Source organism: Ferrovibrio sp. (assembly GCF_002796975.1).
In the GTDB taxonomy this organism is placed as follows: Bacteria; Pseudomonadota; Alphaproteobacteria; order Ferrovibrionales; family Ferrovibrionaceae; genus Ferrovibrio.
This window is the reverse complement of record NZ_PEKV01000013.1, coordinates 163,874-184,312: the sequence shown is the minus strand read 5'-3', so window position 1 is coordinate 184,312 and position 20,439 is coordinate 163,874. Positions and strand designations below refer to the sequence as shown.

General features: G+C 61.4%; 22 protein-coding genes and 1 pseudogene. 17 read left to right on the top strand and 6 right to left on the bottom strand.

Translation table 11 applies throughout. The features are described from left to right. Positions 1–28: 28 nt before the first annotated feature. Genes CTR53_RS16295 through CTR53_RS16285 form a run of 3 tightly spaced genes read left to right on the top strand, consistent with a single transcriptional unit; the run spans position 29 to position 3,443 of the window. Complete coding sequence (locus tag CTR53_RS16295; protein WP_290815714.1) at positions 29–1,075, top strand: ABC transporter substrate-binding protein; 1,047 nt, start codon at positions 29–31, stop codon at positions 1,073–1,075. 38 nt (positions 1,076–1,113) lie between these two features. Then, positions 1,114–2,568: an MmgE/PrpD family protein gene (locus tag CTR53_RS16290; RefSeq protein ID WP_290815711.1), complete on the top strand. Its 1,455-nt coding sequence runs from the start codon at positions 1,114–1,116 to the stop codon at positions 2,566–2,568. Positions 2,569–2,573: 5 nt separating this feature from the next. Beyond that, positions 2,574–3,443 (top strand): amidohydrolase, encoded by an 870-nt coding sequence (locus tag CTR53_RS16285; RefSeq protein ID WP_290815708.1) that lies wholly within the window; start codon positions 2,574–2,576, stop codon positions 3,441–3,443. Between the two features lie 6 nt (positions 3,444–3,449). On the opposite strand, the gene CTR53_RS16280 is transcribed toward CTR53_RS16285, so the two are convergent. Further along, entirely contained in the window at positions 3,450–4,190 is a 741-nt protein-coding gene (locus CTR53_RS16280; protein ID WP_290815705.1) for an SDR family oxidoreductase, read from the bottom strand. A gap of 135 nt (positions 4,191–4,325) precedes the next feature. Between CTR53_RS16280 and CTR53_RS16275 the strand changes: the two genes are divergently transcribed. From CTR53_RS16275 to CTR53_RS16230, 10 genes are all read left to right on the top strand, one after another. Continuing rightward, positions 4,326–5,264: a LysR substrate-binding domain-containing protein gene (locus CTR53_RS16275; RefSeq protein ID WP_290815702.1), complete on the top strand. Its 939-nt coding sequence runs from the start codon at positions 4,326–4,328 to the stop codon at positions 5,262–5,264. A 126-nt stretch (positions 5,265–5,390) separates the two neighbouring features. Then, complete coding sequence (locus CTR53_RS16270) at positions 5,391–6,287, top strand: NAD(P)-dependent oxidoreductase (protein WP_290815699.1); 897 nt, start codon at positions 5,391–5,393, stop codon at positions 6,285–6,287. 16 nt (positions 6,288–6,303) lie between these two features. Further along, positions 6,304–6,687, top strand: coding sequence for a carboxymuconolactone decarboxylase family protein (locus tag CTR53_RS16265; protein WP_290815696.1), 384 nt, complete (start codon positions 6,304–6,306; stop codon positions 6,685–6,687). Positions 6,688–6,721: 34 nt separating this feature from the next. Next, positions 6,722–7,552, top strand: coding sequence for an N-acyl homoserine lactonase family protein (locus CTR53_RS16260; RefSeq protein WP_290815693.1), 831 nt, complete (start codon positions 6,722–6,724; stop codon positions 7,550–7,552). After that, a complete protein-coding gene (locus CTR53_RS16255) occupies positions 7,549–8,334 on the top strand; it encodes an SDR family oxidoreductase (protein ID WP_290815691.1) in 786 nt (261 codons plus the stop codon). Before CTR53_RS16260 ends, CTR53_RS16255 begins: the two co-directional genes overlap by 4 nt. Before the next feature lie 18 nt (positions 8,335–8,352). Next, a complete protein-coding gene (locus CTR53_RS16250) occupies positions 8,353–9,678 on the top strand; it encodes an MmgE/PrpD family protein (protein WP_290815688.1) in 1,326 nt (441 codons plus the stop codon). Between the two features lie 37 nt (positions 9,679–9,715). Then, a complete protein-coding gene (locus tag CTR53_RS16245; RefSeq protein WP_290815686.1) occupies positions 9,716–10,099 on the top strand; it encodes a carboxymuconolactone decarboxylase family protein in 384 nt (127 codons plus the stop codon). 27 nt (positions 10,100–10,126) lie between these two features. Next, positions 10,127–11,089 (top strand): D-2-hydroxyacid dehydrogenase family protein, encoded by a 963-nt coding sequence (locus CTR53_RS16240; protein ID WP_290815684.1) that lies wholly within the window; start codon positions 10,127–10,129, stop codon positions 11,087–11,089. A 915-nt stretch (positions 11,090–12,004) separates the two neighbouring features. Further along, on the top strand, positions 12,005–12,187 hold the full coding sequence (locus tag CTR53_RS16235; protein ID WP_290815682.1) for a hypothetical protein: 183 nt from the start codon (positions 12,005–12,007) through the stop codon (positions 12,185–12,187). A 62-nt stretch (positions 12,188–12,249) separates the two neighbouring features. Next, positions 12,250–13,098: a hypothetical protein gene (locus tag CTR53_RS16230; RefSeq protein WP_290815680.1), complete on the top strand. Its 849-nt coding sequence runs from the start codon at positions 12,250–12,252 to the stop codon at positions 13,096–13,098. A 72-nt stretch (positions 13,099–13,170) separates the two neighbouring features. Here CTR53_RS16230 and CTR53_RS16225 read toward each other — a convergent pair whose 3' ends face one another. Further along, a complete protein-coding gene (locus CTR53_RS16225) occupies positions 13,171–13,329 on the bottom strand; it encodes a hypothetical protein (protein ID WP_290815677.1) in 159 nt (52 codons plus the stop codon). A 312-nt stretch (positions 13,330–13,641) separates the two neighbouring features. Here CTR53_RS16225 and CTR53_RS16220 point away from each other — a divergent pair, with 312 nt between their 5' ends. Beyond that, a complete protein-coding gene (locus tag CTR53_RS16220; RefSeq protein WP_290815674.1) occupies positions 13,642–14,145 on the top strand; it encodes a TRAP transporter small permease in 504 nt (167 codons plus the stop codon). A 39-nt stretch (positions 14,146–14,184) separates the two neighbouring features. After that, positions 14,185–15,450: a TRAP transporter large permease gene (locus tag CTR53_RS16215; RefSeq protein ID WP_290815671.1), complete on the top strand. Its 1,266-nt coding sequence runs from the start codon at positions 14,185–14,187 to the stop codon at positions 15,448–15,450. A gap of 43 nt (positions 15,451–15,493) precedes the next feature. Here the strand turns inward: CTR53_RS16215 and CTR53_RS16210 are convergent, their stop codons facing one another. The 3 genes from CTR53_RS16210 to CTR53_RS16200 all read right to left on the bottom strand — a co-directional run bounded on the left by CTR53_RS16210 (position 15,494) and on the right by CTR53_RS16200 (position 18,105). Further along, on the bottom strand, positions 15,494–16,171 hold the full coding sequence (locus tag CTR53_RS16210) for a glutathione S-transferase family protein (protein ID WP_290815668.1): 678 nt from the start codon (positions 16,169–16,171) through the stop codon (positions 15,494–15,496). Positions 16,172–16,263: 92 nt separating this feature from the next. After that, entirely contained in the window at positions 16,264–17,277 is a 1,014-nt protein-coding gene (locus tag CTR53_RS16205) for a TRAP transporter substrate-binding protein (protein WP_290815665.1), read from the bottom strand. 123 nt (positions 17,278–17,400) lie between these two features. Beyond that, entirely contained in the window at positions 17,401–18,105 is a 705-nt protein-coding gene (locus CTR53_RS16200) for an EthD domain-containing protein (protein ID WP_290815662.1), read from the bottom strand. Between the two features lie 140 nt (positions 18,106–18,245). Between CTR53_RS16200 and CTR53_RS16195 the strand changes: the two genes are divergently transcribed. Continuing rightward, a complete protein-coding gene (locus tag CTR53_RS16195) occupies positions 18,246–18,932 on the top strand; it encodes a hypothetical protein (RefSeq protein ID WP_290815658.1) in 687 nt (228 codons plus the stop codon). Positions 18,933–18,994: 62 nt separating this feature from the next. Here the strand turns inward: CTR53_RS16195 and CTR53_RS16190 are convergent, their stop codons facing one another. Then, entirely contained in the window at positions 18,995–19,618 is a 624-nt protein-coding gene (locus tag CTR53_RS16190) for a TetR/AcrR family transcriptional regulator (protein WP_290815655.1), read from the bottom strand. A 228-nt stretch (positions 19,619–19,846) separates the two neighbouring features. On the opposite strand from CTR53_RS16190, the pseudogene CTR53_RS16185 reads away from it, so the two are divergent. Beyond that, positions 19,847–20,439, top strand: a pseudogene (locus CTR53_RS16185) (thiolase domain-containing protein); the annotation flags it as partial.

Sequence of the window (20,439 nt, the reverse complement as noted above, 5' to 3'; positions counted from 1 at the left end):
GGAAACAGTCATGGCAAGAGTGACCAATATGCATAAAAGCGTATGCGTTCTCACCACGCTTCTGGCGGGGATGTTCTTCTCGCCCGAACTGCGCGCGCAGGAAGCCAATGCAGTGATCTGCTTCGGCGATCCCTCGATGAGCGCATCGTCGGCAACCACCACCTCGATCCCGATCCAGGCCGGCTACTACAAGGCCAATGGCGTGAATATACGTATCCAGCCGTCGCAGAGCGGCTCGGAATGCGCCCTGGCGGTGTCCAGCGGCCATGCCTTCGCCACCTCGGCCGGCATGACCTCGCTGCTTGTCGCCGCAGCCAAGGATCCGACGCTCGTGATCGTCGCGGCCTCATATCGCTACAGTTGGGGCGTCGCCGTGCCCGACGACAGCCCGATCAAGACCGTCGCCGAACTGAAGGGTAAGGCGATCGGCGTGCAGAGCCTGTCATCCGCCTCCTACCTGTTCGGCAAGGCGACCGTGAATGGCGGCGGCCTCAATGCCGATACCGATGTGCAGTGGATCAATGTCGGCCTCGGTGCCACGGCGGCCAATGCGCTGCAGACCAACCGCGTGGTTGGCTATGCCACCTATAACGGCGTGGTCGATATCGTCGGCCACCTGCTGGGCAAGAAGATGCGCTGGCTGCCCTCGGAAGTGACCCTGCTGCAGGGCAACTACGGCTGGCTGGTGCGTCGTGCCGATCTGAAGGAAAAGCCGCAGGTCGTGGCCGGCATGTTGCGCGGCGCTTTCCAGGCGTCGGTCTACGGCAATGCCAATCCGGTCGCTGGCCTCGCGCTGCATCTGAAGCAGTTTCCCGAGCAGAACAATCCGGCGACCCGCGACTCGTCCATCGCCATCCTGGCCTCGCGCGCCGAGGAGCAGGTGATGACCGACAGCACGAAGCTGATCGGTCACGTCTCCATGCAGGAGCTGCAGAAGACGGCGTCCTTCTATCACAAGAACGGACTGCTCGCGAATGAGGTCGATGTCTCGAAGATTGTCGACCTGTCGCTGATCGAAAGCGCCAACAAGTTCGACAAGGCGAAGATCATCGCCGAAGCAAAAGCAGCCAACTAAGGCGCGATCAAAATTAAGCCAACCCAGAGGGTATGAAGATGTCTACTGTCGATATGCTGGACAAAGTCCAGACCGATGCCCCGAGTTCAGCGACCGATCTGCTGGTGAGTTACGTCACCGACTCGACCTATGAGTCGATGGGCAGCAGTGTACTGGAAGCGGCCGTCAGACCGATTGTGGACACCGTTGGCGTCATCCTGGCCGGCCTCGGCAGCGAGGTCGGTCAGGGGATGACCGAGTATGCCCGGAAGCAGACCCTGGGCGCACAGAAAGGCGCCTGGACTCCGGTGAAGGGCGTCGGCGTTTCCGCCGAAGTGGCGGCGTGCATCAACGGCGCGCTGGCCCATTCCCTCGACTACGACGATACGGTGCTGGGCGCGGGGCATCCCAGCGGCGTTGTGCTTACTGCATTGCTGGCGGCCTGCGATCCGGCCCTGCCGGCCAACAAGACGCCGCTTACCGGCCGCAAGCTGCTCCAAGCCTTCACGCTGGGCTTCGACGTGCATGTCAAGATGGCGCGTGCGCTCGGCCTGAAGCATTACAAGCATGGCTGGCACACCACCAGCACGGCAGGCGCCTTCGCCGCCACCGCGGCCGTGGCCCATGCCCGCGGCTATGACCGCGAGAAGACCGCGATTGCACTTGGCATGACTGCCTCGATGATCAGCGGCATCCAGCGCAATTTCGGCACCGCGACCAAGCCGCTGCATAGCGGTCTCGCCGCCCGCGCCGGCGTGATGGCCTGCGATCTGTCCGAAGTGGGCTACACGGCGTCGTCGAATGTCTTCGATGGTCCGCGCAGCGTGCTCGACATGTATGGCCTGGGCGAGAAGGACATGTCGCAGTTCGAGAAGCTCGGCGGCACGCATGCCATCGTCGATCCCGGCGTGGCGCTGAAGCGCTTCCCCGCCTGCTACACCACGCATCGCGCGATCCAGGCGACACTGAACCTGTGCAACAAGCATGACCTCAAGCCCGAGCAGATCAAGTCGGTGCGCGGCTATACGCCGGTCGGTGCGCTGATGTATCTGGTCAAGCATCCGCCACGCACCGGCCTCGAGGGCAAGTTCTCGGTCGAATACCTGGTCGCCTGCGCCGTGCAGGACCGCGATGTCGGCCTCAACAGCTTCTCCGACGGTGCGGTGCTGCGCCCCGGTATCAAGGATCTGCTGAAGCGTATCGAGGTGACGGAAGAGGAATGGTGCCGGCCGGACGATCCGCAGGGCCTGCGCAGCAGCCCGGCGACCGGCGGCTTCATCGAGGTGCATATCACCACCACGGACGGCACAAAGCTGGTGGAGAAGGTGTTCTCGCCGGAAGGCTCGGTGGAATTCCCGCTCACCTGGGATGGCCTCGGCCAGAAATTCGTCGATTGCGCCATCTTCGGCGGGGTCAATCCGAAAGTGGCGAAAGAGGTCTTCGACGCGCTGCGCAACCTGCAGTCCGTGCCCGATGTCCATGCCCTTCTCCGGAAGCTGATCCCGGAAGGATAAGCACCATGAGCAAGGTCCGCCTGGTGATCGACTCGCAGGTACATCTGGTGCCGAGGAACACGCCAGAGCGCCCATGGCGCAGCACGGCGGAGACCTTCCATGGCTATGCCGAGTTCGGCGTCGGGCGACTGCTCGACGAGATGGATGCTGCCGGCGTCGATCATGCCATCGTGGTGCCGACCTCGGCCGTCGATGGCACCCGCAACGACTACGCCCTGGCGGCGGCGCAGGCGCATCCGAAACGGCTGAGCGTCGTCGGGCTTTTCGACATGCGCGATGTCGAGGCGACGCGCACCTTGCTGCGCGGCTGGCGCGAAGTGAAGGGTCTGGTTGGATTGCGGGCGGTATTCCGGCATGCCGTCGGCGATTCTGCCCAGTGGCTGGCCGACGGCACGGCCGACTGGTTCTGGCCCGAGGCCGAGAATGCCGGCATCCCGCTCTATATCCATGCGCCGGGCCAGGTGCGCCGGCTCGCCGCCGTCGCCGAACGGCATCCCGATCTGCGTATGGTGATCGACCATCTCGGCATGTCGGCCGATGTGCAGCCCGGCGAGATCGACGGCTCGATCAGCGACGTCATCTCGCTGGCGCGCTACATGAATGTCTCGGCCAAAGCCAGTGCGCTGTCCACCATCACCCCATCCAAGTTTCCCGCCGACCGGCTGAAGGAGCGGATGAAGGAACTGCTCGGCGCCTATGGCAGCGAGCGGATTTTCTGGGGTAGCGACATCACGCGGGTGACGTCATATCTGCACTCCATCGACCTGTTCCGCGATGCCGTGTCGTTCCTCGGCACGCGCGATATGGAAATGGTGATGGGGCGGTCGCTGGCCGCCTGGCTGGATGCCTCGATGCCCACCACGGTCTGGTGGTAAGCAGCGTCAGAAGCGGTTGACCGGAAGGACCATGATCTCGGCGATCTGAACATGCGGAGGCTGGTCGAGTGCGAAGAGGATTACGCGTGCGACGTCATCGGGCTCGAGCGCCATTTTGAACTGCTCGAAGTAGGCCTGTTCCTTCTGACGGTCGCCGCGATAGCGGGTAACGATGATGCCGGTGCGGGTCAAACCGGGGAGGATTTCGGTGATGCGGATTGCGGTTTCAGCCAGCTCGCCGCGGATGGTCTCGGTGAACATGCGGATGCCGGCCTTGCTGGCGGAATATGCCGCCATGTCGGGCACGATGCGTACGGCATTGATCGAACTGACGTTGACCACATGACCCCGATTGCGTCCCACCATCACCGGCAGAACCGCACTGGTAATACGCATCGTGCCGATCAGGTTGGTCTGGATGATGCCGCTCCAGTCATCGCTCGATCCCTGATCGAAACGCGTCCGCCCGCCGATGTCATGGCCGGCGTTGTTGATCAGCACATCGACGCGGCTGAACTCCGCCGGCAAGCCGTCGAGAATCCGGTCGACCTTGGCATGGTCGGTGATGTCGAGCTGCACGGGATGTGCCGCTTTGCCCAGTTGAGTGGCGAACTCCGTCAGCGCATCGGCATTGCGGTCGACCAGGATGACGCGCCGGCCCGAGGCGACAACGGCGCGCGCGATGGCGCGGCCCAGCCCGCCGGCCGCACCGGTCAGAAGCACCACGCCATTGTTGTCCTTGGTCATCGCATCACCTCTGGAATTTCCGCGCCGCATCCTGGCGCAGGATGCCAGACAACGGCCGCGTTGTCCGCCCTCTGGTCTGCGCTACCAGTTATGCCGGAAACGGGCCTGCTGCACAGAAAGGCGCGGTGACACTGCATGGACCTCAAGCAGCTCAAGGCTTTTGCCACGCTTGCCGAGTTCGGTTCGTTTTCGCGTGCCGGTGCGGTGCTGTCGGTGGCGCAGCCGGTCCTCAGCCGGCAGATCAAGGCGCTCGAACAAGAACTCGGCATCGACCTGTTCTATCGCAACGGCCGCGGCATCGTGCTGACCGAGGCCGGCAAGATCCTGCAGGACTACACCGGCAACGTGCTCGACACCGTGACGCGCGCCACCACCGAAGTTGCCGCCCTGCGCACTGCGCCGCGCGGCACCATTTCGATCGGCATGCCGCCCTCGGTCGGTTCGGTGCTGACCGTGCCGCTGATCCGCGCCTTCCGGCAGGACTTTCCGAATATCACCATGCGTGTCGTCGAGGGCTTCAGCGGCCATCTGTTCGAGTGGCTGATCACCGGCAAACTGGACGTGGCGGTGCTCTACAACGCGCCGCGCACCGGCAACCTGCGTGCTGAGCCGCTGGTCACCGAAGAGATCAGCCTGCTGGGTCCGGCCAGCGATCCCGCCGGGATCGGCAGCGGTCCGGTGCCAGCCTCGCGCCTCCTCAAGATTCCGCTGATTTTGCCGAGCCGGCCGCATGGTCTGCGACTGGTGGTGGATGCGCTGCTCGGCGAGCTTGGTATCCAGCCGCGCGTCGAACTCGAAGTCGACGCTATGCCATCGACGCTCAGCCTGGTCGAGGCCGGCGAAGGCTACACGTTGCTGTCCTACGGTCCGGCGCGCCATCTGATTGAAGCCGGCCGTATGAAGAGCTGGACCGTGATCAATCCGACATTGTCGCGGCAGCTGATCCTGGTGACATCGAGTCATCGTCCCACCACGCCGGCAACGCGCGCGCTGGCGCAGATGATCCGCGGCCAGGTCAGGGATCTCGTGCGCGAGGGTCGCTGGACGAAGCCGGCAGGTTGCGATGCCAGTTGATCCCGCGGTGCTGCCGGCAAAGCTGATATTCCGGATTAGGCGATACCGTTCGCGGCGCTGCCGATTAGCTTACAGCCAGCAAGTCTACCGCCGCGCAGAGCGCGGCGATTCAGGGGGGAGCATCTGATGACTGGAGAAACTCTTGGATTTATCGGGATCGGCCGCATGGGCGGGCCGATGTGTTCGCGCCTGCTCGATGCGGGCTATTCGCTCTGCATATACGACCGCGATCCGAACGCGACTGCGCCGCTTGCGGCGCGCGGCGCGAAAGTCGCGACCTGGGCCGGCGAAGTCGGCGCGGCCACGGAAACCGTGCTGCTGAGCCTGCCAACCCCGGATATCGTCCGCACCGTGGCGCTCGGCGAAGGCGGCCTCGCCGAAAGCGGGCGTGCCCGCACCGTGATCGATCTGTCGACCACCGGACCCGGCGTCGCCTCCGTAGTGGCGGCCGGACTTGCCACGCATGGCATCACCTACGTCGATGCGCCGGTCAGCGGCGGCATCGCCGGCGCCAAGGGCGGCACGCTCGCCGTGATGGTGTCCTGCCCCAAGGCGGTCTATGCCGGCAACGTCGAGCCGATCCTGAAAATCTTTGGCAAGCAGTTCTATACCGGCGAGAAGCCGGGCCTGGCGCAGACCGCGAAGCTGGTTAACAACCTGCTCGCCGCCGCCGCCTTGGTGATTTCGTCGGAAGGCATGGCGATGGGCGTCAAGGCCGGCCTTGATCCGAAAATTCTGCTCGACATCATCAATGTCAGTTCGGGGCGCAACAGCGCGACGCAGGACAAGTTCCCGCGCTCGGTGTTGCCCGGCACCTTCGATTTCGGCTTCGCCACGGCGCTGTCCTACAAGGACGTCCGGCTTTGCCTCGATGAGGCGGAAGCGATGGGCGTGCCGATGATCATGGGTTCAGTGGTACGCCAGATTCTGGCGCTGACCCAGGCCAAATACGGGCCGAATTCCGATTTCACCTCGATCGCCCGCCTGTCCGAAGAATGGGCCGGCGTCGAGATTCGCGGCTAGCCAGAAGGAGACAGTCATGAGCCAGGAAGTTTTCGAGCGCGGCATGGCGATCCGCAAAAGCGTTCTCGGCAAGGACTTCGTAGAGAAGTCGTTCGCCGCGGCTGACGATTTCAACATGCCGATGCAGCAGTTGGTGACGGAATATTGCTGGGGTGCCGTCTGGGGCCGCGACGGCCTGCCGCTGAAAATCCGCAGTATGCTAAACATCGCCATGCTGAGCGCGCTCAACCGCAATCACGAACTGCGCACCCATATCAAGGGCGCACTCACCAACGGCGTCACTAAGGACGAGATTCGCGAAATTCTGATGCAGGTCGCGATCTATTGCGGCGTTCCGACCGGTGTCGATTCCTTCCGCACCGCCAAGGAAGCCTTCGCGCAGCTAGACGCGGAGAAGTAAGGCCGCAAGGCAGCAGCAGGGCAGGGGAGTCACGATGACAGCGCAGGACATGGCGGCGGTCGAGCCGTTCGAACTCTTCGCAATCCGCTATGGCGTGCATACCGGTCGCCGGGCATCAGACAATTTCATCAATGCCGACATCCATGACGACGGCGAGAACCTTGAGTATTTCGTCTGGGTGGCGCGGCGCTCCGACCGGCTCGTGGTTGTTGACACCGGCTTCAATCCGAAATCCGCCGCCGAGCGCGGGCGCACACTGCTGCGCCGGCCGGCCGAGGGTGTGCGTGCGCTTGGCATCATGCCCGAGGATGTCGATCAGATCGTGCTGACGCATCTGCATTATGACCATGCTGGATCGCTGGGCGATTTCCCGCGCGCCTGCTTCCATGTGCAGGATACCGAGATGGCCTATGCCACCGGGCGCTGCATGTGCCACGGCTTCCTGCGCCACCCTTACGATGTCGAGGATATCGTCGGCCTGGTGCGCCATGTCTATGGCGGCAAGGTGGCCTTCCACGATGGCGTCTCTGAACTTGCCGCGGGCCTCACGCTGCATCGCGTCGGCGGGCATACCGACGGCCTGCAGGTCGTCCGCGTCTGGACCCGGCGCGGCTGGGTCGTGGTCGCGTCTGATGCTACGCATCTATATGAGAATTTCCGCCGCACCTCGCCATTTCCCGCCGTCTACAATGTCGGCGACATGATGGAGGGTTTCTGCACCATCCGCCGGCTGGCCGACAGCGAGGACCACATCATTCCGGGCCACGATCCGCTGGTGATGCAGCTGTATCCGCCAATGACGCGCGAGCTGGACGGCATTGCTGTGCGGCTCGACGTGCCGCCGCGTCAGGTGGGTGCAAGATGACGCAGCTGGTGCGCGCGGCACTGATCACTGGCTCCTGCGGCGGGCTGGGCTTTGCCGTGGCCGAAAGTCTGGCGGCCACCGGCTGCAACATCATGCTGCACGGGCTGGAGGATGAAGACAGCGCTGAGCCGGCGCGCGCCTCGCTGGCGGCACGCTGCGGCGTCGAGGTGGCCTATCACCGCGCGGATCTCACGGACCTCTCTGCGGTCGAGCGCCTGATGCAGGCGATGCATGACAACTTCGGCGGTGCCGACATCGTCGTGAATAACGCGGTGGTGCGCCACTTTGCCGCCGTTGAGGAACTGCCGATGGCTTACTGGCAGCGCTCACTGGCGGTGAACCTGACGGCGCCGCTGCGTATCATCCAGCTGGCGCTGCCCGGCATGCGGCGGCGTGACTTCGGCCGCATCGTGAATCTCTCGTCGCAATACGGCCAGCGCGGCGCGCGCAACCGCGTTGACTACGCCACCACCAAGACGGCGATCCTCGGCGTCACTCGTACCGTGGCACTGGAAACCGCCGGCACTGGCATCACCTGCAACGCCGTCAGTCCCGGCACGCTGCCGACACTGGCGATCGAAAGCCGCATCGCCGACCTGGCCGCCGCAAAGGGAATCGCGCATGACGAAGCCGTGCGCGAATACATGAAGGAGCGCCAGCCGAGCGGGCGTTTCGTCGAACTCGCCGATGTCGGTGCCACCATCGCCTTCCTTTGCGGTCAGACCGGACGCGACATCACCGGGGCGGTCATCCCGGTCGATGGTGGCTGGTCGGCAGCCTAGAGAGAGGGGGCGGCGGGAATGGCGGGCGTCAGCGCGACCTATGCGGAATTCATCTGCGCCACGCAATGGCGCGATGTCGCGCCGCAGATGCACGAGGCCAAGCGTTCGATTCTGAACTATTTCGCCACGGCGCTGGCTTCGGCGCAGGACCCGGCGGTCGCCGTGCCGCTGCGCGTCTTCGCGCCGTTCGCCGGCACTGCCACCAGCGGCGTGATCGGCCGGCTGGACCGCACCGATGCGCCGACGGCAGCTTTCCTCAATGCGGTCTCGGCCAACCTGCTCGATTACGACGATACCCATGTCGGCACCATCATCCATCCGACCGCGCCGGTCGCCGCGCCACTCTTTGCGCTGGCCGAAGCCCGGGGGCTGACCGGGCGCGACCTGCTGACCGCCTTTCTGCTCGGTGTCGAGATCGAATGCCGGATCGGCAATGCGGTGTCGCCGATGCATTACGCGCGCGGCTGGCATATCACCTCGACCTGCGGCGTGTTCGGCGCCGCCGCCGCCACGGCGAAACTGCTCGGACTCGACCGCGCTGCGACCTGCCACGCGCTGGCGATCGCCGCCAGCCAGTCGGCCGGCATCATCGAGAATCTGCCGACGGCGGGAAAGAATGTCAGCGTCGGCAATGCCGCGCGTAACGGCATGTTGTCGGCTTTGCTCGCCGGCGGCGGCTATCGCGCTGCCGAGGTGGCGATCGAAGGCCCGCTCGGCTGGGCCCGCGCCATGGGCGATGTGCCCGACATAGTGGCGCTGACCGATGGGCTCGGCGACAGCTGGCAGATCGCGAAGAACACCTACAAGCCTTATCCGGCCGGCATTGTGTTTCATGCCGTCATCGACGCCTGCCTGCGTTTGCGCGCCAGGATCGACAACCAGACCGACGGCATCGCAGCTGTGGAGGTGCGCGGCTCGGCCCTACTGCTGGCGCGCGGCGACCGCCCCGTCCGCAATGAGCGCGATGCGCGCGTCAGCATTCATCATGCGGCGGCCTGCGCCCTGCTGACCGGTCGGGCCGGCATCGCGGAATTCATGACACCGGTGGTGTTCGATCCGGCCGTCGCCGGCTTCCGCGACCGCGTGCGCGCGGCGCGCGACGACAGCATGTCAGATGGCGCGGCAACTGTGCAGCTCCGCATGGCGTCCGGCGACCTCCTGCAGGAAACCGTGCTGGATCCGCGCGGCAGTCTGGCCGATCCGCTGTCGGATGCGGACTTGGAGGACAAGCTGCGCCAGTGCGCCGTGCTTGGCGGCTCGGGCTGGGATACGCAGCGCGTGATCGATGCCGTCTGGCATCTCGACGAACTGAAGGATATTGGCGGCCTGATGCAGCAGGCCTGACCGGACCGGAAACCCACACGTAAACCAGGAGAGCGGCATGAGCCAGGGTGAGTTGTTCGAAAAGGGCCTGAAGGTGCGCAAGGAGGTGCTGGGCGAGGACTATGTCAACAAGTCGCTCGCCGGTGCCGACGAGTTCACCCGGGTGATGGCTGAATGGTCGACGGCCTATTGCTGGGGCGCGTTGTGGACCCGACCCGGCGTCGACCGCCGCACGCGCAGTATCGCCAATCTGTCGATGATCGCGGCGCTAAACCGGCCGCATGAACTGAAGCTGCATGTCAAGGCGGCGCTGAAAAACGGCCTGACCAAGGAAGAGATCACCGAGATTTTTCTCCAGGTCGCGGTCTATTGCGGCGTGCCGGCCGGAATTGACAGTTTCCGTATCGCGCGCGAGGCTTTCAAGGAGGTCGATGCCGGTTAGGTGGCGGCCACGGAAATCGGAGGACCTATGGGACAGCCGCTGCGCATTGCCGTGCTCGACGATTACCAGAATGTGGCAGCCGGGCTGGCCGACTGGGCCAGCCTGCGCGATGCGGAGGTCACTTTCTTCCACGATCATACCGATGCGGCCGCGCTGATCGCGCGGCTGCAGCCCTTCGACGCCGTCATGCTGATGCGCGAACGTACGCGCTTCGATGCCGGCGTGATTGCAGCGTTACCCAACTTGAAACTGATCCTGAGCGTCGGCATGTGGAATGCCGCTATCGATCTGCCGGCTGCACAGGCGCGCGGCATTGTTGTCTCCGGCACGAAAGGCTCCGGCCCGCAGCCCACTGCGGTGCTGACCTGGGGGTTGGTGCTGTCGCTGGTGCGCAACATTCATGCGGAAGCCGCCTCGGTGCGGGCCGGCGGCTGGCAGCTTGGCCTAGGCGCTGACCTCACGGGCAAAACGCTCGGCCTGCTCGGGCTGGGCCAGATCGGTCAGGTCGTCGCCGGTTATGGCAGGGCCTTCGGCATGGAGGTGATTGCCTGGAGCCAGAACCTGACGGCGGAGAAAGCGGCCGAGAGCGGCGTCACCCGCGTCGAGAAACGCGCGCTTTTCGCGCGCAGCGATTTTCTCAGCATTCACCTCAAGCTCAGCGAGCGGACCGCGGGGTTGGTCGGTGCCGGTGAACTGGACGGGATGAAGCCAACGGCGTTTCTCGTGAATACCTCGCGTGGGTCGATCGTCTCCGAGCCTGCGCTGATCGACGCCCTGACGCACCGGCGCATCGCCGGTGCCGCGCTCGATGTGTTCGAGACCGAACCACTACCCGCTGCGCATCCGTTCCGCTACCTGCCCAATCTGCTCGCCACGCCACATATCGGCTATGTCAGCGAGAGCCTGTACAAAACGGCATTTCCGCAAACGGTGGAGAATATCAAGGCCTGGCAGGCCGGGATGCCGGTCCGCGTGCTGCTGCCGGCCTGAACGGCGTCTGCCGGCAACGGCAGTACGGCGCAGGCATGATTTCTTGCTCGTAGGAGGATGGATCGCCGGGCCGGCACAAAGGAATGGGCCGCTGCTTGATCGCCGAGAACCGTTGGGGCCTGCTGCGGCTCGATCCCTGATAATTCCCTGATGCCAACCAGCCGAGCATGAGCCGTTTTGTGAATTAACCAATTGATCCATCGTGAAAAGTCCTGCGTTGCAAAGCAGGAAAAACAACAAAATAGCCAAAATTCCCAGTATTCCGGTTCAGAACAGGGAGTTTGGGCGGGGAGAACAACTAGCTTCTGACTGCCACCTCCGCCAAAAATATACGAATATTTGCTATTTTCTGGCAAAAATATAGATGGTTCGATGCATGACCCATCTTTCTACCCATCTTTAATTCCGGCGTGTCGGAACGGTTGCCAGGCAGAACCGTTCAGGATGGACCGCGATTGCGCCGGCTCGCAACTGGGCAGCACCGGACGGTGCAGTGGGTCGGGCGAACGCCGTTCGCTTGGAGGGCCTTCAGCGGCGTTCCGGAGCCCGTACAGAACGTCGGAACGCCGTTCGGGTGGTCAAGGGTGTGGGGGAGAGCATGGTGCTGTGAAGGCTCCTACGCACGGCGTGCGCCAAAACACCAATCTAGCTTACGATTGCATGCACGAAAAAATACCTGCGCTGAGGGATGATTTTTGGCCACAAGCATCCTAACTGTCCTCGGCGCTCAGCACTCGCAACGAGTCGCTGCGCCTATGTCGACTCGTACCAGTTGTCAAATTTTTAATGCGCCTTTCTGCATTCTGTGGCACAACAATCAACGGGTAGGACGTAGTATCAAGATATAGCCGTAGAATAACTCAACGCGCACAATATCTTGACTCTTCGTGGTGATATCGAATCGGGAGACATCAGATGCAGCCAAAGAAATTTGGAGAGCCTCTGCCGCTAGACACAGCAGAGGAAGTGACCTCTGAAACGGGTGTCGCTCCTGGATTGGGCTGGGAAGTCAGCGCCGAAACTTTCCAGGAAATTGAAGAGATCGAGGCGAATATCCGTTCGGCTGACCTGCGTAGCCTTGCGGTAATATTTGGTTAAGCCTTTACCCTATCTCTGCTAGAAAGGCGGCTAACTAGTCGCCTTTTTTGTTGTGGTGGGGAATGGCAACAAATATCGCAAAACTAGAAGCCCAGGCCGACTGGGACAATCTGAAGGCAGCGATTGACCCTCGCGGCAAGAACCAGGCCGTCACGAATATCTTAGCTGCTGCAAGGGCCTCGGGCGCGTGCAGCGCCATGGTCGAGGAAGAGTATTTAGATCAAGATTTCTCGACGGAATTCTCGGCTTTCTATTCCAAGGTATTTCGGCGCTACACCAAGATTTGTCAGCGCATCCATTTTTTCTCTGCCCCGCTTCATCCGATTTTTCAAGCAAACCATGAGCCCAAAAAAATCAGCGATGAACTGACGGCGCTCTCAGACGCAGACCAATATATTGGCTTCGTCGTCATTCGCCCGATCGAACATGCGCCACTGGGCAGGGTGGTATTGCGTGCGCCAAAGGGGGAGGCCGGGACCAGCGCCGAACTTCTGATTCGTGCGACGTATGAGGTTCATGTGTTGGGCGCATGTCTCAAAGTGGCTGGCAACACCTATACCCAACAGGATTCTCGTATCGCAGCCTGCGCGCAAGCTGCGATTTGGTCGGCAGCGCGGCACTTCCATGTCAGACATAAAGGGCCCTGGATATCGACTGTCGATGTTTCTGAAGCGGCAGCTAAGGTCACTGATCAGACTCTAACGCAATCGCTCCCGGCAGGATCTGGCGGCTTAAGCGTCGACAACATGGTGCGAGCGTTAAAAGAAATCGGGCGGCAAATCATCAAACATTCCGCGCGCTTTGCGCAGATATGGCCCCGGAGATCGACGCTTCGGGGCGGCATTTCGGCCGCTATTGGCCGGCTGAATGGCCGGGTTTCTCCGGACCCCTACCACGAAGTGTCGTTTTGAATTTTCCGCCGCCGAACGAGTGCGGGCCATGCGATGCACGGCCCGAATCATTCTCCAGCTTTTGAGTGAGGATCAGGCGGCGGCGAACCCGAATATGCGCCGCTGGTCGGTCCAATTCGGCGGAATGGTCCGCATCATATCCTTGAGCATCAGCGTTTGCGGCTGACGGCCTTCAAGGATGGCCTCGGTGATATCCGATGCCAGGTACGCCATCCCGATAATGGCCGACACGTAGCCTCGGGTGAGGCCCTCGGATACGGCAATCTCATTCAGCGTGACCTTGCCTGCATGGAGCTGCTTGGCCCAGGCATGTGCCCGGGCCAGTGCTTTAATGAGCGCTATCGCTGAATCTTGTCGTTCGACGGTTCAGCCCCTCCTTGAATGTGCGCGTACGACAACACGTCACTATTCTAGGATTGGTGTTATTGGTCGGATTCAAGGACGGACTGGCCGATGAGCATTCCTGTATTCAAAAACAAGAAAATGCTTGCGCTAAAAACAAACGTTCGTTAGTACCATCGTGGCTGCATGCCGGGAGGGATAATGGAAAACCGCGTAAGGCACGGCCTTTCATGGATTTTTCGGATCGAGGTCTTCATCGCCTGCACGTCCTTGATGCTGGTGGTCGGTGCATTGCTGGCCGATGTGGTCGCGCGCGAAATCGGCGGTGACGGCATTTTCGGCGCCCAACGGTTCGCAGTCTTCGCCAATTCCGTTGGAGGTCTGCTGGGTTTTGCCATCGTCGTCCATACCGGCGGTCATCTGCGTGTGGGCGTGGTTGACAAGCTCATCCCCGAGAAATGGGAGCCACTGGTGATCCGGCTCTGCGACCTGATCTCCGCGGCGCTCTGCATCCTGCTGGGGTACCTGGCAGTGATTTTCGTACGGAGCACCTACGATCTCGGCGATACCGAGCCCGTCTTCGACATCAAAATCTGGCCGATCCAGATGGTGCTGCCGTATCTCTTCGGCGCCTCGGCGCTGCGGTACCTCTGCTACGCGGCTTTTCCTGCGATCCGTCCCGAAGACAAAGAAATCGAACAATAGTGGGCTGTACCGGCTCAGACACAAACGCGGGGGCGTAGCGTGACGACTGGACTGATCCTGGCAGGCATCATTGTTGTCCTTATTCTGCTCCGCCAAAACATTATCCTGACGCTCGCCGTCGCCGTCGCCTTTATCCACGCGTATATGGCAAAGAGCAGACCGGAATTCCTGATTCAGGACATCTGGTTCACTGTCGACCGCGAGGTTCTGCTTTCCATCCCGATGTTCATCGTGGCCGGTATGGTCATGGCGCGCGGCTCCATCGCGGCGCGCCTGACCCGAATCATGGCTGCCCTGACGCCGAATATTCCGGGCGGCCTGGGCATCGCGACGGTGCTGTCGCTGGCCGGATTCTCGGCGATCTCCGGATCATCGGTGGTCACCATGATGGCAATCGGCAGCATCATGTATCCGGCGCTGCTGAAGGCCGGCTACTCGAAGAAATTCTCGCTCGGGCTTCTGTGTTCGGGCGGCACGCTGGGTATCATCATCCCGCCCAGCATCCTGATGATCGTCTACGGCATCATGACCGAGGTGTCGATCACCGACCTCTTTCTGGCCGGCTGGGGCCCGGGCCTGCTGCTGACCAGTGGCCTGTGCCTCTATTCGTATATCGTCAACCGGAACATGGCGACGAAGGCCATCGACATGGCCGAACTGGCCACTGCCTTGCGCGAGGGCACGGCCGCGCTGCTGATGCCGGTCATCCTGCTCGGCGGCATCTACAGCGGTTATTTCACGGTCACGGAATCAGCGGCGCTCGCCGTGGCCTATGCGCTGCTCATCGAATTTTTCATACATCGCGAACTGAAAGCGAAGGATTTTGGCAATATCCTGCTGGAGACGATCAAGCTGCTGGGCAGCCTGCTGCCTCTGGTCGCCATCGCCGGCAGCCTCAATACCATCCTCGACTATGCCGGCGTGCCGGCTGCGCTGGTCAATTTCATGCAGGGGTATGTCGTCGACAAGTGGAGCATGCTGCTCGTCGTCAACGTACTGCTGTTGCTCGCCGGTGCCCTGATGGACGAGGTCTCGGCCATCGTGGTGCTGGCGCCGCTGCTGCACCCGCTCGGCATGGCCTATGGTTTTGATCCGATCCATTTCGGCATCATCACCATCGTGAACCTGCAGATCGGCTATGTGGCGCCGCCGGTGGCAATCAACCTGATCGTGGCCATGGTGGTATTCAAGGAGCAGTTCGGCTTCATCTGCCGGTCTGTCATCCCCTTCATCGGGATCATGCTCGCGGCCCTGCTGGTGACTGCTGTGTTCCCGCAGCTCTCGCTGATGTTCCTTGGCAAGTGACGGCCGCTGTTTCAGCGGCGGCCGTCATCTTCGTCAGGCAAAATCAGTCCTTGCGATGCTGATGCTGGAACATGTAGCGCCGCGCTTCATCGTCGAAGGTCGGCTTGAAGGAGAAGCTCTCCTTCAGGCTTAAGGCGCGCTTGGCGGCGTCGCGCGCCCCGATGCGGTGGACGAAGCGCTTCACATGCGGGAACTTGGCTGGTGCGGCATCGCCCATCACATAGTCCAGCATACGAGCCCAGCCCCAGGCCGCCATGTCGACAAATGAGTAGCTGCCGCCGACCAGGAACTCGTTGGCGGCCAGATGATCGTCCAGCACCTTGAAATGGCGCTCCGCCTCGAACTGGTAGCGGTTGGCCGCGTAAGCCGAGGCGTCATTGGCAAAGTGGCGGAAATGCACGGACTGGCCGCTGTAAGGCCCAATTCCGGTGGCGACGAACATCAGCCAGGACAGCATTTGGCCGCGATGGCGGCTCTCCGGCATGAACATGTCATGCTTCTCGGCCAGATATAGCAGAATCGCGTTGCTGTCGAAAACGACGGTGCCGTCGTCTTCGATTACCGGCACTTTGGCGTTGGGATTGAGTTTCATGAATTCAGGGCTGAACTGCGCGCCGCTCTTGGTATCGACGGGAACGGGTTCGTAGAGCAGGCCGGTCTCCTCCAGGAACAGGGCCACTTTTGTCGGATTAGGAGAGCCATTGAAATAGAACTTCAGCATCGTTTCCTCCTGTATTGTCGGTGTTGCAGCGGCAAAAAAAGAGCCCCCGCAGCGTATGCGGGGGCTCGTGGGAGTCCGGGGAGTGAAGAGCTTCAGCTCTTCTGCTTCTTGAATTCTTCCTTGCCCTTCTCGATGGCCTTGTACAGTTCCATCGCACCCGGGCCGAGCTTGTCGACGAAGGCGTCGACATGGGGTTTGACCAGTCCCTGCCACGAGGCCTTCTGGGCATTATTCAACTCGTAGACCTTGCCGTTCTTGGAGATGAAGTCCTTCATCTTGGCCTTCTCGTCTGCGAACCAGCGGTCGCGCACCGAGTTCGAGTCAGGCAGGCTCGCTTGGATCTTCTGGCGGGTAGCCGCGTCAACCTTGTCCCAGGCGCCCTTGTTCACGAAATAAAGCCAGGGATGGTGCAGATGCTGGGTGACGACGAAATGCGGTGCCGACTGCGCGCCGGGTGTCGTCATGTAGAAGGAGAAGGGCAGATCGCCGGCGACCACCAGATTCTGCTCCAGGCCGGGCCAGAGTTCGCTGATCGGCAGGGTGACACCGTTGGTGTGCAGCGCCGACCAGAACATCTTCGAGGCCGCCGCCGGTGACACGCGGGCCTTCAGGCCCTTCAGCGAAGCCGGATCGCTGCAATTGATCTTGCAGAAGACGCCGTTGTAGCCCGCTTCATGTACGGCGAGCAGGATGAGGCCCTTTTCCTCGAACTGCTTGGCGAGAACGGGGAAGGCATATTTGTCGGTGACGAAACGGCGCTGCGCATCCGAGTCCCAGATATTGGGAACGCTCATGACAGTCGCATTCGGAACGGCAACGCTGGAGCCGAAGGCGGACGTGCCGCCCATTTCCAGGCGACCACGAACCACCTGGCTGACCATTTCCTGTTCATTGCCGACGAACTGGCGTTCGACCACGACCTTGCCGCCAGACGACCTGGTGATGGCTGCCGCGAATTCATCGTCGAGCGTGGCACCGAAAGCAGGGTGCTGCATCAAGGTGGCGAGTTTCCAGTTTTCCTGGGCAGTTGCCGTTTGCATCGCGAATACCGAGATGGCAACGCCTACCGCGAGTGCGGTCACACTCCGGCTGATCGAGAAATCCATGATTTCCTCCCTGGATGTGTTTTTTGCATCTGATCAAGCTGAGCGGGATATCTGCATCAGCAGGTCAGATAAGAACGAACATTTGTTAGTATCCATAAATCCACAGGCTATGCAATTGCCTTTTTAGCTCGGAATGCGCGAGGACGCTGTGGCATCAGGAGTGTTTGCGCCGATCCAGGGCTTGTCGGGCCCATATACGAGAACCTCGCGCACCGGCAGGAAGATCGACGGTAGGCCTTCTCCCCGAGGAGCGTATTCCCGGTAGGCGTCGGTCCTGGCGGGAACCTCATTGAACCAGGCTTCGACGAGCAGGTCGTAACTGAATGCACCCTTGCTGAACCCCAGTGCGCTCGCCGTCTTCACATCAAGGTGGTTCGCCACGATACGGCTGGCGGCACGCAGTCCGTCTTGTGTGAATGCGGCCGAAGCCATCAGCAGCAGCGCCTTGAACCGGGTCGTCGGGCCATCCAGGACCACGTCCTCCCATCCGAGAAGGGAGACCGTTTTGGCGATATCGAACAGGTAACGCTCGTCATCCTGAACGTTTGCGTAGTCAGGGTGATTGAAGAATCCCTTGGTGTAATCGTCGCGTGGAATCTGGGTCGTCATGGTGACGCCATCGAACACCGGCTCTGAGTCATCCGGCAGCCGCTCGACATGGTTCTGGATATACCGACTGGCGAACTGGCGAAAACCTTCTTGTGAGGACGCAAGCGGGCCATGGGTAAGTTCGTAATGGGTGCTGAAGGCTTCACGTGACAGCGCCGGATTGCGCCGCAAAAGTGAATGCCTGCGATAGGTCTTCTGCCCGTGTTCCGAGAAAGACATGGGATTCTGCCTCTGCGCTTTCATGAAGTGGATACCGATGGCCCAGAAAGTCTCGCTCTGGATTTAAATACTAACAACTGTTAGTTTGTTAACGCTTTGAGGCGATACGGGTCAAGGTCATTTATGCGCGGGGGCAGACTATGCCGCAGATAGCGTTATTCCGCCTGGAGGGCTCGGCCGAGTCGAGAGCGGCGGCCAGGTCAGGTTTGCGCGCGGAACTGGTCGAAGGCGTTTTCCAGCAGGCGTCCGGACCGTCTGAAGCAATCGTAATGACCGGGATTGACGAGCCGCGAGAGATGAACCTGTATCGTGAGGGCGGCGACTTTTCGCCCCCATTCGATCTCGCCATTAAGGCTGAATATGCCGACGATCAGGCCTTCATTGCGAATCTCGCTGCATTCGGTCGCCAGAACCGGTTCGTCAGTTTCGGTGGATTCAGAACCGAGGCCACGCTGAAGAAAGGCTCGGCGGAACTATGGCGGCCCGGAGAAATTCCAGGCGTCCATATGCTGCATCCCCTGCGGTTCCATGACGACTTGCCGCGATCGGCACTGCTACGCAGCTGGAGGGACATCCATGGCGATTTGGCGCCGCATGCACATGCCGGCGCGAGCTATTACACCCAGCAGCTCACTTTAAAGCGGTGGGGTTCGCCGGAGCAGGATTTCGGCGGCTTCTCGGAGTTTCATTTTCCCAGCATGGCCGCGCTGATCGAGGGGTATTTCGCATCGGACGAGGCGCGCAAGGCGGTGCGCCACGACATCCGGCATTTCATAAAAGGAGTGCCGCCGCGTATGTTCTCGACGGCCTGCTGCTACACCCGATAGGGCGCGGAAATGCCGGAAATGGCAGGCCGGAGGCTGGCCATGAAACAAACGATAGTTCGCCGTTATTTGCGGGCGACCTTCTTCTGGGGAGTGGACTCAGTCTTGTGCAGCATGTTGAGCACAAGATCGACATAACGATCCTGCAATTCCGGAATGGTCAGTTGGCCTTTCGGATCGTACCAGTTCGGAATCGAGTTCAGCATGCCGAGGATCGCGAAGGTAGTGATCTTCGCATCCGTAACGTCGAAGATCCGTTCATCCATGCCGGCAAGCACGATGCTGCGCAGGATCAACTCGTAGCGTTTGCGCAGGTCGATCATGACCTTGAGATTGTCTGGCTCAAGACTGCGCAGTTCCATATTGCCGATGAATACCTCGGCCTTGCGTGAGGTATGGAACTCGATGTGGTGTTTGACGAAGGTGGTGAGCCGGGACAGCGTTCCACGCTGCGGCAGCACCTTCTGCTCGGCGCTGACGACCAGATCTTCCTGGATGCTCTTCAGCAGCATGAAGAGCAGGTCCTGTTTGCTCTTGATGTGGTTGTAAAGCGAACCGGCCTGGAGGCCGACATGTTCGGCGAGCAGGCGCAGGCTGATGCCATGATAACCGTGCTGTGAAATCAGTTCGATCGCCGCACGTCGCAACGCGCGCTGGGTGGTCTGCCCGTTAGATCCTGCAATTCGCATGAGACTGTGTGTTCCTCGGTTCGAAAATGTATAGGCAGAACCTCGCCGTCCGATCAATGAAGATCGGCCGTGCACGACCTTAAGTCGCAGCGAGTCGATGTCGGGTGCGAATCAACGCATTGACATTATGCGCATTCTACCGATACAAACAAACATTAGTATATTTTCTTGCGAGGCCGCGGCTGGCTGGCCGGCAGAAACGACTGTCAGAAGAGGAACGGTATCGGAATGAGCAAAGCAGCCAAAGCGTATATTGTCGGGGCTTACGAGCACCCGACACGCAAGGCCGACAACAAATCGCTGGCGGAGCTGCATGCAGATGTGGCGATCGGTGCTCTGCGGGATGCGGGCCTCACTCTGGCCGACGTAGACGGCTTTTTCTGCGACACCGAGGCACCCGGTCTCGGCCCGCTCTCGATGGCCGAATACATTGGCCTGAATCGCCTGCGCTACATGGATAATTCCGATCCTGGCGGTTCAGCCTATCTGCTGCATGTAGGCCATGCGATGGAGGCGATTGCCAACGGCAAATGCAGTGTAGCCCTGATCACCCTGGCCGGGCGTCCGCGGGCAGCCGGACTGCGCGCCGATCCGGCGCCGGACTGGAGCCTGCCGGAACTGCCGTTTGAATTCCCGTATGGCTCCATCGTGCTGAACCAGTATGCCATGTGCGCCATGCGCCACATGCACGACTACGGCACCACCAGCGAACAGCTCGCCTGGATTAAAGTCGCGGCCTCGCATCACGCCCAGCATAATCCGAACGCCATGCTGAAGGATGTCGTCACGGTCGAGGATGTAGTCAAATCGCCGATGATTGC